Consider the following 16,091-nt stretch of genomic DNA (forward strand, 5'->3'; position numbering starts at 1 on the left):
AACTCTCCGTGAATGTGTACCGGGCTGTGTTTAATTAAAAACTGCCGGTGAACACTCGCGTTGAGCGGAACGATCGAGCGGAATAAGCTCGATCGTTCACAGCGTCCTCGCTGTGTTTTTCAAAGGAACCTCATCCAGGACCAAGTGGTCCGTGGACGGGGTTGTTTTATAGTCTGGCGTTGACTTTTGGCACGCTGTTGAGTTCTCAAGGAACGGACGCTTCCTTTGTACTCACCCGAGAGACTCTCTCAGGCTTTCCTCCGGGCGCTTCCCTTCGGTGTTTCCAACCTTACCAGATCCGTTTTCCGTTCCGTTTCCGGTTCGGATTCCGTTTCCGGCCCCCTGTTGGAGCGGGGTTTCGCCTTCTCGCTTTCGCTTTCCGGCTTGTCCGACTTTATCAGATGCGATTCGGTCGGATTCTCCATCCGCCTGCCGGTACCCCCTCACGCCGAAGCGTTTCTGGGTTCCCGTCGCGGTGGAGCCGTAAACGTACTGGACGGCCGCGCCCGGATGCAAATCGAGGCGGGCGCGGCCGTCCGTGCGGCTGACGGGACGTCAACCGGTGACCGTCAGGGCCGTCAGACCTCGACGACCACGGGCAGGATCATCGGGCGCCGGCGGTACTGGTCCGAGACCCAGCGGCCCACCGCGCGGCGGATCAGCTGCTGGAGCTGGTGCGGCTCGGCGATGCCGTCCGCGGCCGCCTTGGCGATGGACTCCTCGACCTTCGGCACCACGGCGTTGAACGACGCGTCGTCGATGCCGGAGCCGCGGGCCTGGATCTGCGGGCCGCTGACGACCTTGCCGGTCGTGGAGTCGACGACCACGAAGACCGAGATGATGCCCTCGTCGCCCAGGATGCGGCGGTCCTTCAGGGACGACTCCGTGACGTCGCCGACCGAGAGGCCGTCCACGTACACGTAGCCGGCCTGGACCTTGCCGACGATCCGGGCCGCGCCGTCGATCAGGTCGACGACCACGCCGTCCTCGGCGATCACGATGTGGTTCTTCGGCACACCGGTGAGGGCGCCCAGCTCGGCGTTGGCGCGCAGGTGGCGCCACTCGCCGTGCACCGGCATCAGGTTCTTCGGCTTGCAGATGTTGTAGAAGTACAGCAGCTCGCCCGCCGAGGCGTGACCGGAGACGTGGACCTTGGCGTTGCCCTTGTGGACCACGTTCGCGCCCCACCGGGTCAGGCCGTTGATCACGCGGTAGACCGCGTTCTCGTTGCCCGGGATGAGGGACGAGGCCAGGATGACGGTGTCGCCCTGGACGATCCGGATCTGGTGGTCGCGGTTGGCCATCCGGGACAGCGCGGCCATCGGCTCGCCCTGGGAGCCCGTGCAGACCAGCACGACCTCCTCGTCCGGGAGGTCGTCCAGCGCCTTGACGTCGACGACCAGGCCGGCCGGGACGCGCAGGTAGCCCAGGTCACGGGCGATGCCCATGTTGCGGACCATCGAGCGGCCGACGAAGGCCACCCGGCGGCCGTACTCGTGCGCGGCGTCCAGGATCTGCTGGATCCGGTGCACGTGGCTGGCGAAGCTGGCGACGATGATGCGCTTCTGGGCGCCGGCGAAGACCGTCCGCAGCACGTTGGAGATGTCACGCTCCGGCGGGACGAAGCCGGGGACCTCGGCGTTGGTGGAGTCCACCAGCAGCAGGTCGATGCCCTCCTCGCCGAGCCGCGCGAACGCGGGCAGGTCGGTGAGGCGGCGGTCCAGCGGAAGCTGGTCCATCTTGAAGTCGCCGGTGTGCACCACCATGCCCGCGGGGGTGCGGATGGCGACCGCCAGGGCGTCCGGGATGGAGTGGTTGACCGCCACGAACTCGAGGTCGAACGGGCCGATGGCCTCGCGGTGGCCTTCGACGACCTCAAGGGTGTACGGGCGGATGCGGTGCTCCTGGAGCTTCGCCTCGATCAGCGCGAGGGTCAGCTTCGAGCCGATCAGCGGGATGTCCGGCTTCTCGCGGAGCAGGTAGGGGACACCGCCGATGTGGTCCTCGTGGCCGTGCGTGAGCACGATGCCGACGATGTCGTCCAGGCGGTCCCGGATGGACGTGAAGTCCGGCAGGATCAGGTCGACTCCGGGCTGCTCCTCCTCGGGGAAGAGCACTCCGCAGTCGACGATCAGCAGACGGCCGTCGTACTCGAAGACCGTCATGTTGCGGCCGATCTCGCCGAGACCGCCGAGGGGCGTGACGCGCAGGCCGCCCTCGGGGAGCTTCGGCGGGGGACCGAGTTCAGGGTGCGGGTGACTCAAAAGACTCTCCTCACCACGCACGCCACATGTCCCGGGGACACATGGCGCGCGTGACACTTCGTGCACTTGCAGTTGGATGGTTACCGCTATTCGGTTGTGAAGTCTGTGTGCGGCCCGTCGCGCGGTGGCGCGGACGTCGGCACGCCCCTGCTAGAGCTGTACCCCGCCGGCCGCCAGATCGCGCTTGAGCGTTTCGGTCTGCTCGGGCCCGAGTTCGACCAGCGGCAGTCGCAGCGGTCCGGCCGGCAGGCCCTGGAGGGCCAGCGCCCGCTTGGTGGTGATCACGCCCTGGGCCCGGAAGACGCCGGTGAAGACCGGCAGCAGCCGCTGGTGGATCGCCGTCGCCTTGCTGACGTCCCCGGCGAGGTGCGCCTCCAGCAGGGCGCGCAGCTCGGGAGCGACGAGGTGACCGACCACGGAGACGAAGCCGACGGCGCCCACGGACAGGAGCGGCAGGTTCAGCATGTCGTCGCCGGAGTACCAGGCCAGGCCGCTGCGGCTGAGGGCCCAGCTGGCGGCGCCGAGGTCGCCCTTGGCGTCCTTGTTGGCGACGATCCGGGGGTGCTCTGCGAGCCGGACCATCGTCTCGGTCTCGATCGCGGTACCGCTGCGGCCCGGGATGTCGTAGAGCATCACCGGGAGCTCGGTGGCGTCCGCGACCGTCGTGAAGTGACGGTACAGGCCCTCCTGAGGGGGCTTGTTGTAGTACGGCGTCACGGCCAGCAGGCCGTGGGCCCCCGCCCGCTCGGCGGCGCGGGCCAGCTCGACGCTGTGGTGGGTGTCGTTGGTGCCGGCTCCGGCCACGACGTGCGCCCGGTCGCCGACGGCCTCCACGACCGCCCGTACGAGCTGTGCTTTCTCCGCGTCGCTGGTGGTGGGCGACTCGCCGGTGGTGCCGTTGACGACGAGGCCGTCGTTGCCGGCGTCGACCAGGTGGGCGGCGAGCCGCTGCGCGCCGTCGAGGTCGAGGGCGCCGTCGGAGGTGAAGGGGGTGACCATCGCGGTCAGGACACGTCCGAAGGGCGTCTGCGGTGTGGAGATCGGAGCCATAAGGGCCACGCTACTCGTTGCTCACCGTGAGGTACTCCCTCGGGGAGTGTGCAATGGATCCCGGCACTGCCTGCTCGGGGGTTCAAACAGTGCCGGGTCCGTTTATTCAGCCTAAATGAAGAGGGCGAAAGGTCGCAATCCGGACAACCCACCCCAGGAGTGCCCGCACCTCCTCCGGGTGCCCGGGTTACGGAGCGACACGGCCGTTCTTGTTGAACGCGGCGTGGGTGATCGGCATCAGCCGCGCCCACTCCGCCTCCATCTTCTCGCCCACCATCTCGATCTCCCGCTGCGGGAAGGACGGCACCTTGGCCAGCTCGTGCTGGGTGCGCAGGCCGAGGAAGTGCATCAGCGAGCGGGCGTTGCAGGTGGCGTACATGGACGAGAAGAGACCCACCGGGAGGACCGAGCGGGCCACCTCGCGGGCGACACCGGCCGCCAGCATCTCCTGGTACGCCTCGTAGGCGTCCCGGTACGCCTTCTCCATCGCCCGGGAGGTCAGCGCGTGCTGCTCCTCGGTGCCCTCGACGAAGACGTACTTGCCCGGGCGGCCCTCCTGGACCAGCTTGCGGTCCGCGGCGGGGACGTAGAAGACCGGCTCGAGCTCCCGGTAGCGGCCGGACTCCTCGTTGTACGACCAACCCACCCGGTGCCGCATGAACTCGCGGAAGACGAAGATCGGGGCGCTGATGAAGAAGGTCATCGAGTTGTGCTCGAAGGGGCTGCCGTGGCGGTCCCGCATCAGGTAGTTGATGAGCCCCTTGGACCGCTCCGGATCCTTGGTGATCTCTTCGAGGGACTGCTCACCCGCCGTGGAGACGCGGGCCGCCCACAGGACGTCGGTGTCGGCGGCGCTGTGCTTGACCAGCTCGACGGTCACGTCGCCGCGGAACGTCGGCTGCTCGCTCTTCGCGTCCTCGGTGGTGCTCTCGGTCACCAGGGGTCCTTCCAGTCGCATTTGCTAGGGCGCGCCCAGCCTAAGGGCCGCCACTGACAACGGGCCTCGCGCGGCGCCGAGCACGGCGCCTGACGTGCCCACCAGGCCGCCGCGGTTGAGATTTTTCACAGCCGTCACAGAAATCGGGCACCAAATGGGGCATCCGAGCGTCTGTAAGGGTGACAGCCACTTCGAGGTTCCCTAGGAGAGCCCAACATGTTCCGCCGGCGAGAGCCCGTACCGTTCGCCTTCGTCGCCGAAGCCGAGCGGTATCGCAGCAACATCACGCCGCCCCCGCAGCGCGCCAGTCGCTCGCAGATCGTCGGGCGGGTGCTGATGGGGCTGACGGTCACCGCCGGGCTGGTCGGAGCGCTTCTGTTCGGCCTGCCCGCGATGGACACCAGCCCGCAGAACACGCACCACTCGCAGAACTCGCAGGCGTCCACCCGCTGAGGGTGGTTCACCCGGAAAAGGGCCCGGTCGGCAGCGACCGGGCCCTTTTCCGTACCCCGGGAGGAGCTCAGTGCGCCGCGCGCGCCGGCTTCCCGTCGTGCAGCGCGATCGCCCGCTGCATGGCCTTGCGGGCCCGCGGGGTGTCCCGCGCGTCGTGGTAGGCCACGGCGAGCCGGAACCAGCTGCGCCAGTCCTCCGGCGCGGCCTCCGTCTCGGCCCGGCGGCGGGCGAAAACGGCGTCGGCCGAGTCCCGGTCCACCCGGCCGCTGGGGGTCCGCTCCAGCTCGTCGACGGGGAGCCCGCCCTCGGCCTCCAGCTCGCGCGCCAGCCGGTTGGCGTCCCGCGCGAACTTGGTGGTCTGGTAGAGGAACCAGGCGCCGATGAACGGCAGGACCAGGACGGCGACGCCGAAGGCGACCGTGATCGCCGTGCCCTGTTCGATGAGCATGACGCCGCGGCTGCCGACCAGGACGAAGTAGACGACCAGGACGGCGGCCAGCCCGAAGTAGACGATCTTCGCACGCATCGTCGATCAGCCCAGGTCCAGGAAGTGTTCGAGGCCGAAGGTCAGCCCCGGAGCCGCCGGCACCCGGCGGGCGCCCAGCAGGATGCCCGGCATGAAGCAGCTGTGGTGCAGCGAGTCGTGCCGGATGGTGAGCGTCTCGCCGGTGTCGCCGAGCAGCACCTCCTGGTGGGCCAGCAGGCCGCGCAGCCGGACGGAGTGCACGGGCACCCCGTCGACGTCCGCGCCGCGGGCGCCGTCCAGGGCCGTCGTGGTGGCGTCGGGCTGCGGGGCGCAGCCGGCCTCGCGCCGCGCGGCGGCGATCAGCTGCGCGGTGCGGGTGGCGGTGCCGGAGGGGGCGTCCGCCTTGTTCGGGTGGTGCAGCTCGACGACCTCGACCGATTCGAAGAACCGGGCGGCCTGCTGGGCGAAGGCCATGGTCAGGACGGCGCCGATGGAGAAGTTCGGCGCGATGAGCACGCCGGTCGACGGGGAGGCGTCGAGCCAGGAGCGCAGCCGGGCGAGGCGGTCCTCGGTCCAGCCGGTGGTGCCGACGACGGCGTGGATGCCGTTGCGGACGCAGAACTCCAGGTTGTCCATGACGGAGTCGGGGTGCGTCAGCTCGACGGCGACCTGGGCGCCGGCGGCGGTCAGGGCCTCCAGGTCGTCGCCCCGGCCCAGCGCGGCCACCAGCTCCATGTCGTCGGCGGCCTCGACGGCCCGGACGGCCTCGGAGCCGATGCGGCCCTTGGCGCCGATGACCGCCACGCGCAGCTTGCTCATCGTTCCTGCTTCCTTCAGCGGTGACTTTCGGACTTCAGCGGTTCGGACTTCGCCGGTGCGGCTATGAGACGGCCTCGTGCAGGCGTGCCGCCTGCTTGTCCTTCAGCGGGCCGATCACGGACAGCGAGGGGCGCTGCCCGAGCACGTCGCGGGCGACCGCGCGGACCTCGTCCGGGGTGACGGCCGCGATGCGGGCCAGCATGTCGTCGACCGACATCTGCTCGCCCCAGCACAGCTCGCTCTTGCCGATGCGGTTCATCAGCGCGCCGGTGTCCTCCAGGCCGAGGACCGTGGAGCCGGAGAGCTGGCCGATCGCGCGGCCGATCTCCTCGTCGGAAAGGCCCTCGGAGGCGACCAGGTCGAGCTGGTCGCGGCAGATCCGCAGCACGTCGTGGACCTGGCTGGGCCGGCAGCCGGCGTAGACGCCGAAGAGGCCGCAGTCGGCGAAGCCGGAGGTGTACGAGTACACCGAGTAGGCGAGGCCGCGCTTCTCCCGGACCTCCTGGAAGAGGCGGGAGCTCATGCCGCCGCCGAGCGCCGTGTTGAGCACGCCGAGCGCCCAGCGGCGCTCGTCGGTGCGGGCCAGGCCGGGCATGCCGAGGACGACGTGCGCCTGCTCGGTCTTGCGGTTCAGCACCTCCACGCGGCCGGCGGTGCGGATGGTCCGCGAGCCGGAGCGGGGGTCGACGGGCACGGCGTCCGTGCGGGACAGCGCGCCGGCCCGGTCGAACGCGGCGCGGACCTGGCGGACGACCTTGGCGTGGTCGACGTTGCCGGCGGCGGCGACGACGAGGCGGGTCGGGTCGTAGTGCTTCTTGTAGAAGCGGGCGATCTGGTCGCGGCCGAGCGCGTTGATCGTGTCGACGGTGCCGAGGACCGGGCGGCCGAGGGGGGTGTCGCCCAGCATGGTGTGCGCGAACAGGTCGTGCACGCAGTCGCCGGGGTCGTCCTCGGTCATGGCGATCTCTTCGAGGATCACCCCGCGCTCGGCGTCCACGTCCGCGGCGTCGATCAGGGACCCGGTGAGCATGTCGCAGACGACGTCGATGGCCAGCGGCAGGTCGGTGTCGAGGACACGCGCGTAGTAGCACGTGTACTCCTTGGCCGTGAAGGCGTTCATCTCGCCGCCCACCGCGTCGATCGCGGCGGAGATGTCGAGCGCGCTGCGCTTGGCCGTGCCCTTGAAGAGCAGGTGCTCCAGGTAGTGGGTGGCGCCGTTGAGCGTCGGGGTCTCGTCGCGGGAGCCGACGTTGGCCCAGATGCCGAAGGTGGCGGAGCGGACGGACGGCAGGGTCTCGGTGACGACGCGGAGGCCGCCGGGGAGGGTGGTCCTGCGGACCGTACCGATGCCGTTCTCGCCCTTGAGAAGCGTTTGGGTACGGGCGACGGCCCGCCCCTCCGAGGAGGTGCGGGCCGTCTTCCGTGTACTACGGGACGTCACTTGGCGGACTCGTCCTTGGTCTCGGCGGTGTCGTCGTTCTCACCCTCGATCACGGGGACCAGGGAGAGCTTGCCGCGCTGGTCGATCTCGGCGATCTCGACCTGGACCTTGGCGCCGACCCCGAGCACGTCCTCGACGTTCTCCACGCGCTTGCCGCCGGCGAGCTTGCGGATCTGCGAGATGTGCAGCAGGCCGTCCTTGCCGGGCATGAGGGAGACGAAGGCACCGAAGGTGGTGGTCTTGACGACCGTGCCCAGGTACCGCTCGCCGACCTCCGGCATGGTCGGGTTGGCGATCGCGTTGATCGTGGCGCGGGCGGCCTCGGCCTGCGAGCCGACCTGGGCACCGATGTAGATGGTGCCGTCGTCCTCGATGGTGATCTCGGCGCCGGTGTCCTCCTGGATCTGGTTGATCATCTTGCCCTTGGGGCCGATGACCTCACCGATCTTGTCCACCGGGATCTTGACGGTGATGATCCGCGGGGCGTTGGGGGACATCTCGTCCGGCGTGTCGATGGCTTCCATCATCACGTCGAGGATGTGCAGACGGGCGTCGCGGGCCTGCTTGAGGGCCGCGGCCAGGACGGAGGCCGGGATGCCGTCCAGCTTGGTGTCCAGCTGGAGGGCGGTCACGAACTCCTTGGTGCCGGCGACCTTGAAGTCCATGTCGCCGAAGGCGTCCTCCGCACCGAGGATGTCGGTGAGGGTGACGTAGTGGGTCTCGCCGTCGATCTCCTGGGAGATCAGGCCCATGGCGATGCCGGCGACGGGGGCCTTGAGGGGCACACCGGCGTTCAGCAGCGACATGGTGGAGGCGCAGACCGAGCCCATGGAGGTCGAGCCGTTGGACCCGAGGGCCTCGGAGACCTGGCGGATCGCGTAGGGGAACTCCTCGCGGGTCGGCAGGACCGGCACGATCGCGCGCTCGGCGAGCGCGCCGTGGCCGATCTCGCGGCGCTTGGGCGAACCCACGCGGCCGGTCTCACCGACGGAGTACGGCGGGAAGTTGTAGTTGTGCATGTAGCGCTTGCGCGTCACCGGCGAGAGGGTGTCGAGCTGCTGCTCCATGCGGAGCATGTTCAGCGTGGTGACGCCCAGGATCTGGGTCTCGCCGCGCTCGAACAGCGCCGAGCCGTGCACGCGCGGAATGGCCTCGACCTCGGCGGCCAGGGTGCGGATGTCGGTGACACCGCGGCCGTCGATGCGCTTCTTCTCCTTGATCACGCGCTCGCGGACCAGCTGCTTGGTCAGCGAGCGGTACGCGGCGGAGATCTCCTTCTCGCGGCCCTCGAACTCCGGGAGGAGCTTCTCGGCGGCCAGCGCCTTGACGCGGTCCAGCTCGGCCTCGCGGTCCTGCTTGCCGGCGATGGTGAGCGCCTGGGCGAGCTCGGGGCGGACGGCGGCGGTGAGCGCCTCGAAGACGTCGTCCTGGTAGTCCAGGAAGACCGGGAACTCGCCGGTCGGCTTGGCGGCCTTCGCGGCGAGGTCGGCCTGGGCCTTGCAGAGCACCTTGATGAAGGGCTTCGCGGCGTCCAGACCGGCGGCGACGAGCTCCTCGGTGGGGGCCTCGGCGCCGCCCGCGACCAGCTGGATGGTCTTCTCGGTGGCCTCGGCCTCGACCATCATGATCGCGACGTCGCCGTCCTCCAGGGCGCGGCCCGCGACGACCATGTCGAAGACGGCGTCCTCGAGCTCGGTGTGCGTCGGGAAGGCCACCCACTGGCCGTTGATCAGCGCGACGCGGACGCCGCCGATCGGGCCGGAGAAGGGCAGGCCGGCCAGCTGCGTGGACGCGGAGGCGGCGTTGATCGCCACGACGTCGTACAGGTGGTCGGGGTTGAGCGCCATGATCGTGGCGACGACCTGGATCTCGTTGCGCAGGCCCTTCTTGAAGGAGGGGCGCAGCGGGCGGTCGATCAGGCGGCAGGTGAGGATCGCGTCCTCGGAGGGCCGGCCCTCACGGCGGAAGAAGCTGCCGGGGATCTTGCCGGCGGCGTACATCCGCTCCTCGACGTCCACCGTGAGCGGGAAGAAGTCGAGCTGGTCCTTGGGCTGCTTGGACGCGGTGGTGGCCGACAGCACCATGGTGTCGTCGTCCAGGTACGCGACGGCGGAGCCGGCGGCCTGCTTGGCCAGGCGGCCCGTCTCGAAGCGGATGGTGCGGGTGCCGAAGGCGCCGTTGTCGATGACGGCCTCGGCGTAGTGGGTCTCGTTCTCCACCAGGGATATCTCCTCGTCGGATCCATGTGCCGTCCGCGCCCGTGTGGCGGGACGGTGGTGGAGGGCGCGCTGTGCTCTGTGCGGGCCGGTCTTCGATCGAAGCACCCGGAATTCCCCGTTCCGGGGGCCACTACCGAGGACCGGCGGAGAGTCCGCGCTCCTCCTGACATGCGTCGTGTTCGTTATGCCGTGCGTTGTGCCGTTGTGGGACCAGAGTACAAAGCTTCCGTGTCCCACGAGATACGCAAAGGGAGCGGCCCCCCGAAGTGGGAACCGCTCCCTCGCTCACGTCTTACTTGGCGCCGGCGGCACCGCGGCGGATGCCGAGGCGCTCGACCAGGGCGCGGAAGCGCGTGATGTCCTTCTTCGCCAGGTACTGCAGCAGGCGGCGACGCTGGCCGACCAGCAGCAGCAGACCACGGCGGGAGTGGTGGTCGTGCTTGTGCGTCTTGAGGTGCTCGGTCAGGTCCGAGATGCGACGGGTCAGCATCGCGACCTGGACCTCGGGGGAGCCGGTGTCGCCCTCCTTGGTGGCGAACTCGGACATGATCTGCTTCTTCGTAGCGGCGTCGAGCGACACGCGATACTCCTTATGAGTCTCGTTTGGCCACCGAGTGCCTCTGGTCTTGATCTCAGAGGAGCTTCCGTTACTCGGGAGGCGGGGTCCGCTGGGCGCTGTCCCCAGACGCCGAGGGCGGTCCGGGGGCGCGTACACATACGGCCGTCACACAGCGTACCAGCAGCCTCGGGCGGGGTGTCACCCGCTGGTCATGCTCCGGGCCGCGGAGTACACGTCGAGCACCGCGAGGCACAGCGGCACCAGGGCGAGCAGGAAGGCGCTCTCGGCGAGGTCGGAGAGGCGGCCCCAGAACGGGGAGAGCCCCTTCTTGGGGACGATCAGGGCGATGCCGACGATCAGCGCGGCTCCGGCGGCGACGGCCGCCGCCAGCCACACGGTGTGCACGTCGAGGGGGCCGCGGTCGCCCTCCAGGAGCATCTTGCGGACGGCCTCGCCGGGCGGGTTCAGGGCCAGGCCGAGGACCAGCAGGCCGAGGCCCGCGAGGCCGGCCGTGAGGACGGCCGCGACCTGGGCGGTGTAGCGGAAGAGGCGGGCCCGCAGCAGCATGGCGGCGCCGGTGGCCAGGGCCAGCAGCTGTCCCCATATGTCGTGGGCGAAGCCGAGGACGGCGCAGGCGCCGACGACGACGGCCGCGCTGCCGCCGACCAGGCCGAGCAGCATCTCGTGTCCCCGGCGGGCCTGCGCGGCGACGCGATCGGCGTCGACGGGTTCGCCCGTGGGGGTGCCGGGCTCGCGGTCCGGGTCACCGGCCGCGGCCGAGCGCGGGGCGGCGTAGCCGATGGGCAGCCGGGCGACGCGGGCGGAGAGCCCGGGCAGGAAGGCGAGGGCGCCGATCGCGACGACGGCGCAGACGGCGGCGGTGTCGGTGGGGCTCGCGCCGGCCAGGATCGCGCAGAAGGTGGCGAGGGTGCCGACGGCCGAGGCGAAGACGGCCGCGACGAAGGGGGCGTCCCCGCTGGGCATGACCGCGGCGAGCACCACGGAGGCGACGAGCACGGTGACGCAGCCGAGCAGGAACTGCAGGCGGCCGACCCCCTCGCCGTCCCGCAGGGCGATCAGCCCGGAACCGGCGATCATCAGGTGCGGCAGGGCGGACAGGCCCATGGCGACGGCCGAGGCCCGGTCGTCGTAGATCCGGGCGCGGACGCCGGACAGGGCCGTCAGCAGGATGCCGACGGAGGCGGCGATGATGCCGGGCAGGCTGTGCATGTCGTGCCGCGCGGGGTCGGCGAACCAGAGCACGAAACCCAGCAGGACCAGCAGCAGCGAGCCGCCGACCAGGCCGGAGGCGCGCAGCAGCCGCTCGTTCCACAGGGTGCGGTCGCGGGTGACGGCCGCGGCGACCGCGTCGGCGACGTCGTCGTAGACGGCGGGCGGCAGCGACTCGGTGAACGGACGCAGTCGGAGGAGCGCGCCGTCGAGCACGCGCTGGGCGCCGAGCGAACGCGCCGGTTCGAGCACGGTGCCGTCGGTGCCCACCAGGTGGTAGCCGGGCGGGCTGGTCCCCTCGGCGGTGTGCCCGGTGAGCCGGAGGATCTCGGGGAGGAGATCGGCGACGGCGACGTCGTCGGGGAGGGCGACGTCGATCCGGCTGTCGGGCGCGACGACCGTCACTCGGCTGTAACCGGTCGTTGTGGTCGAACTCACCTTGGAGGGCCCCCTCGTTGCCTGCTGTTCCACCCGCCGGTCCCGCGGTCTCTCCCGCCGGTGGTCCCGCGTGTTGACGGGCCGACACCATACCGGGGGCCACCGCTGTGTTATGCACGTAGGATCATCGTCGCGCCGGGACAGGCCACCACCAGGGGGCTCCGGCCGCCGGGGGAGGCACAGGCCACCACCAGGGGGGCGCCGGTCGCAACCGCCCAGCCCGTACGCGAGGGATTGATACGCCGGTGAGTCAGATCGTCGTCAAACGTCCGCCCCGGGCCGTGCCGCCCGAGCCCGACGCGGACGAGCTCCAGCTCGAATCGCCTCCCGAACTGCCCCGCGGGCAGCAGGAGGGCATGGCGATGCAGCTGCTGCCCATGCTCGGCATGGGCTCGTCGGTCGTCTTCTTCTTCATGCCCGGCACCCAGCCGTTCATGAAGATCATGGGCGTGATGATGCTGCTGTCGACGGTCGCGATGGCCATCGCGCAGGTCGTCCGCTACCGCAAGGGCTCGCAGGGCGCGGCCGTCGACGGCCGGCGCGACTACCTCAAGTACCTGGCGCAGACCCGGCGGAAGGTGCGGCGCACGGCGCGGGCGCAGCGGGACGCGCAGTTCTACCTGCACCCCGGCCCGGAGCAGCTGTGGGCGCTGGTCGCCGAGCGGAGCCGGCTGTGGGAGCGGCGCGTCTCCGACAAGGACTTCGGGCAGGTGCGGATCGGGCTCGGTCCGCAGCAGTTGTGGACGCCGCTGGTGGCGCCGACCACGGCGCCGGTGGACGAGCTGGAGCCACTGTCGGCCGGTGCCATGCAGCAGTTCCTGGCGACGCACGGCTCGCTGGACGGGCTGCCGGTGGCGGTGTCGATGCGCGCCTTCTACCACGTGGTCGTCACCGGCGAGGCGGACGCCGTGCGGGGCGCGGCGCGTTCGATGGTGGCGGGTCTGGCCGCCCTGCACTCCCCCGACGACCTGGTGATCGCGGTGGTCGCGGACGGCGAGGCGGCGCCGGAGTGGGACTGGACCAAGTGGCTGCCGCACACCCAGGCGCCCGGCACGGCCGACGGCGCGGGCACGAAGCGGCTGTTCAGCGACCATCTGCCGGAGGTGGAGGAGCTGCTGGGCAAGCGGCTGGAGGGGCGCAGCCGGTTCAGCCGGGACGCCCAGCCGCTGCTGGACCAGCCGCACGTCGTGGTGGTGCTGGACGGCGGCGCGGTGCCGCCGGAGTCGCTGCTCGCCTCGCCCGAGGGGCTGCAGGGCGTCACCGTGCTGGAGATCGCGCCGGGCGAGGAGGACGAGCCGCGCGGCGGGCTGTGCGTCACCGTCCGGCCGGGCGCGCTGCGCCTGGAGTCGGCGACCGCCGTCTACCAGGGCGTCCCCGACGACCTGCCGGTGCCGGTCGCGGAGGCGCTCGCCCGGCAGATGGCCCCGCTGTGCCTGGGCGCCGCGGGGGACGACGAGGAACCGCTGCTGGCCAACCTGGAGTTCACCGACCTCCTGGGGCTGGGTGACGCCGCCTCCGTGGACACGGCCACGACGTGGCGGCCGCGCTCGCGGGCCGACCGGCTGCGGGTGCCGATCGGTGTCGGCGAGGACGGCGCGCCCGTCATGCTCGACCTCAAGGAGGCGGCCGAGGACGGCATGGGCCCGCACGGCCTGTGCGTCGGAGCCACCGGTTCCGGCAAGTCCGAACTGCTGCGGACGCTGGTCCTGGGCCTGGCGGTCACCCACTCGTCCGAGAACCTGAACTTCGTCCTCGCCGACTTCAAGGGCGGCGCGACGTTCTCCGGCATGTCCGAGATGCCGCACGTCGCGGCCGTCATCACCAACCTCGCCGACGACCTCACGCTCGTCGACCGCATGCGCGACTCGATCACCGGCGAGCTCCAGCGCCGCCAGGAGCTGCTGCGCGCCGCGGGCAACTACGCCAACCTCAACGACTACGAGAAGGCGCGGGCCGCGGGGGCGCCGCTGGAGCCGCTGGCCTCGCTGGTGCTGGTCATCGACGAGTTCAGCGAACTGCTGAGCGCCAAGCCCGACTTCATCGACATGTTCATCCAGATCGGCCGCATCGGCCGGTCCCTGGGCGTGCACCTGCTGCTTGCCTCGCAGCGGCTGGAGGAGGGCCGGCTGCGCGGTCTGGACACCTATCTGTCGTACCGGATCGGCCTGCGGACGTTCTCCGCGGCCGAGTCCCGGACCGCGCTGGGCGTGCCGGACGCGTACCACCTGCCGTCCGTCCCCGGCTCCGGCTACCTGAAGTTCGGCACCGACGAGATGACACGGTTCAAGGCCGCCTACGTGTCGGGCACCTACCGCGACGGCAGCGGCACCCTGACCCGTACCGGCCCGTTGCCCGCCGACCGCCGGCCGGTCCTCTTCACCGCGGCGCCGGTGCCGGTCCGTTACCAGGCGCCGGACCCGGACTTCAGCTACGCCCCGGCGCGGCCGGACGACGACGCGCTCGCCGACACCGTCCTCGACGTCATCGTCCGGCGGCTGGAGGGGCAGGGCCCGGGCGCCCACCAGGTGTGGCTGCCGCCGCTCAACAAGGCGCCCTCCATGGACCAGCTGCTCCCCCGCCTGACGGCCACTCCGGAGCGCGGTCTGCACTGCCCGGACCCGCAGGCGACCGGCGGGCTGCGGGTGCCGCTGGGCCTGCTGGACAAGCCGTTCGAGCAGCGGCGCGACGTGCTCGTCCGGGACTTCTCCGGCGCGGCCGGCCACATGCTGATCGTCGGCGGTCCGCGTTCCGGCAAGTCCACGCTGCTGCGCACCCTGATCGCCGGGTTCGCGCTCACCCACACCCCGCACGAGGTGCAGGTCTACGGGCTGGACTTCGGCGGCGGCGGGCTGAGCGCCGTCGAGGGGCTGCCGCACGTCGGCGGCATCGCCTCCCGGCTGGACCCGGAGAAGGTCCGCCGGACGGTCGCCGAGGTGACCGGCGTCCTCAACCGGCGGGAGGAGTTCTTCCGCGACAACAGCATCGACTCCATCGCCACCTACCGCCGGCTGCGCGCCGCCGGCCGGCTGCCGGACGAGCCGTGGGGCGACATCTTCCTGGTCATCGACGGCTGGCAGACGTTCAAGACGGACTACGAGGCGCTGGAGCCGTACATCGCGGACATCACCACGCGCGGTCTCGGCCTCGGCGTCCACCTCGTCGTCACTGTCTCCCGCTACATGGAGATGCGGGCCGCGCTCAAGGACCAGTTCCTGAGCCGGCTGGAGCTGCGGCTCGGCGACCCGCTCGACTCCGAGCTGGACCGGAAGATCGCGGTGAACGTCCCGGTGGGCGTCCCCGGCCGCGGCATCACCGCCGAGCGGCTGCACTTCCTGGCCGGCCTGCCGCGCATCGACGGCGGCTCGGGCGGCGGCGACGACCTCTCGGACGCCACCGCCGACTTCGTCAAGACGGTCGTCGACAGCTGGCCGGGCCCGCACGCGCCGCAGGTGCGGATGCTGCCGCGCATGCTGCCCGCGCGCGAACTGCCCGACGGGCACGCGCAGCCGGGCCGCGGGGTCGCCATCGGCCTCGACGAGATGAACCTCGCGCCGGTCTTCGTCAACTTCGACACCGACCCGTTCTTCGCGGTCTACGGCGAGAGCGAGTCCGGCAAGACGGCGCTGCTGCGGCTGCTCATCAAGCAGCTCACCGAGCGGTACACGCCCGAGGAGGCGCTGTTCCTCGTCGCCGACTACCGGCGGAGCCTGCTGGAGTGCGTGCCGGAGCCTTACCTCGTGGGCTACGCCACCACGCAGAACGCCTTCGACACGTACCTCACCGACATGAACACCCTGATCGGCAGCCGCATCCCGGGTACGGACGTGACGCCGCAGCAGCTGCGGGACCGGAGTTGGTGGAAGGGTCCGCGGGCGTTCATCATCGTCGACGACTACGACCTGGTCGCCACGTCGTCGGGCAACCCCATGGCGCAGCTCGTCGACAACCTGCCGTACGCGCGGGACGCCGGCGTCAACATCATCCTCGCCCGCAGCAGCGCGGGCGCCGGCCGCTCGGCGTACGAGCCGTTCATCCAGCGCTTCAAGGAGCTGGGCGCTCAGGGCGTCCTGCTCTCCGGCAACCCGACCGAGGGCGAGCTCCTCGGCAACATCAAGCCGCGCCCGCTGCCGCCGGGCCGGGGCCTGTTCGTCTCGCGGCGGGGCGGGGCCTCGCTGGTGCAGGCGGGGTGGGTGGCCGGGGAGTAGGCGGCGGGAC

Annotated in this window: 11 protein-coding genes; 2 read left to right on the top strand and 9 right to left on the bottom strand. The window is 70.8% G+C overall.

Going from position 1 to position 16,091, the window contains the following annotated elements:
* Positions 1–578: 578 nt before the first annotated feature.
* The 3 genes from JNW98_RS23095 to thyX form a co-directional block, all read right to left on the bottom strand.
* Entirely contained in the window at positions 579–2,264 is a 1,686-nt protein-coding gene (locus tag JNW98_RS23095; protein WP_223770190.1) for a ribonuclease J, read from the bottom strand.
* A 150-nt stretch (positions 2,265–2,414) separates the two neighbouring features.
* Positions 2,415–3,314: a 4-hydroxy-tetrahydrodipicolinate synthase gene (gene dapA, locus JNW98_RS23100; RefSeq protein ID WP_223770191.1), complete on the bottom strand. Its 900-nt coding sequence runs from the start codon at positions 3,312–3,314 to the stop codon at positions 2,415–2,417.
* Positions 3,315–3,501: 187 nt separating this feature from the next.
* A complete protein-coding gene (thyX, locus tag JNW98_RS23105) occupies positions 3,502–4,272 on the bottom strand; it encodes an FAD-dependent thymidylate synthase (protein WP_372459307.1) in 771 nt (256 codons plus the stop codon).
* 195 nt (positions 4,273–4,467) lie between these two features.
* Here thyX and JNW98_RS23110 point away from each other — a divergent pair, with 195 nt between their 5' ends.
* Positions 4,468–4,704 carry a hypothetical protein gene (locus tag JNW98_RS23110; protein ID WP_223770193.1) on the top strand — a complete coding sequence of 79 codons (237 nt, stop codon included), beginning with the start codon at positions 4,468–4,470 and terminating at the stop codon, positions 4,702–4,704.
* Positions 4,705–4,771: 67 nt separating this feature from the next.
* Here JNW98_RS23110 and JNW98_RS23115 read toward each other — a convergent pair whose 3' ends face one another.
* The 6 genes from JNW98_RS23115 to eccD form a co-directional block, all read right to left on the bottom strand.
* A complete protein-coding gene (locus JNW98_RS23115; RefSeq protein WP_223770194.1) occupies positions 4,772–5,230 on the bottom strand; it encodes a tetratricopeptide repeat protein in 459 nt (152 codons plus the stop codon).
* Between the two features lie 6 nt (positions 5,231–5,236).
* Entirely contained in the window at positions 5,237–5,989 is a 753-nt protein-coding gene (gene dapB, locus JNW98_RS23120) for a 4-hydroxy-tetrahydrodipicolinate reductase (RefSeq protein ID WP_223770195.1), read from the bottom strand.
* A gap of 61 nt (positions 5,990–6,050) precedes the next feature.
* Positions 6,051–7,430 carry a M16 family metallopeptidase gene (locus tag JNW98_RS23125; RefSeq protein WP_223770196.1) on the bottom strand — a complete coding sequence of 460 codons (1,380 nt, stop codon included), beginning with the start codon at positions 7,428–7,430 and terminating at the stop codon, positions 6,051–6,053.
* Positions 7,427–9,649 carry a polyribonucleotide nucleotidyltransferase gene (locus JNW98_RS23130; RefSeq protein WP_223770216.1) on the bottom strand — a complete coding sequence of 741 codons (2,223 nt, stop codon included), beginning with the start codon at positions 9,647–9,649 and terminating at the stop codon, positions 7,427–7,429. The genes JNW98_RS23125 and JNW98_RS23130 overlap by 4 nt, the downstream gene beginning before the upstream one ends.
* Before the next feature lie 292 nt (positions 9,650–9,941).
* A complete protein-coding gene (gene rpsO / locus JNW98_RS23135; RefSeq protein WP_171170962.1) occupies positions 9,942–10,229 on the bottom strand; it encodes a 30S ribosomal protein S15 in 288 nt (95 codons plus the stop codon).
* A gap of 177 nt (positions 10,230–10,406) precedes the next feature.
* Positions 10,407–11,876, bottom strand: a complete 1,470-nt coding sequence (eccD, locus tag JNW98_RS23140) for a type VII secretion integral membrane protein EccD (protein ID WP_223770197.1) — start codon at positions 11,874–11,876, stop codon at positions 10,407–10,409.
* 245 nt (positions 11,877–12,121) lie between these two features.
* Here eccD and eccCa point away from each other — a divergent pair, with 245 nt between their 5' ends.
* Positions 12,122–16,081: a type VII secretion protein EccCa gene (eccCa, locus tag JNW98_RS23145; RefSeq protein WP_223770198.1), complete on the top strand. Its 3,960-nt coding sequence runs from the start codon at positions 12,122–12,124 to the stop codon at positions 16,079–16,081.
* Positions 16,082–16,091 lie beyond the last annotated feature (10 nt).

It is taken from the genome of Streptomyces huiliensis (assembly GCF_020037025.1).
Lineage (GTDB): Bacteria > Actinomycetota > Actinomycetes > Streptomycetales > Streptomycetaceae > Streptomyces > Streptomyces huiliensis.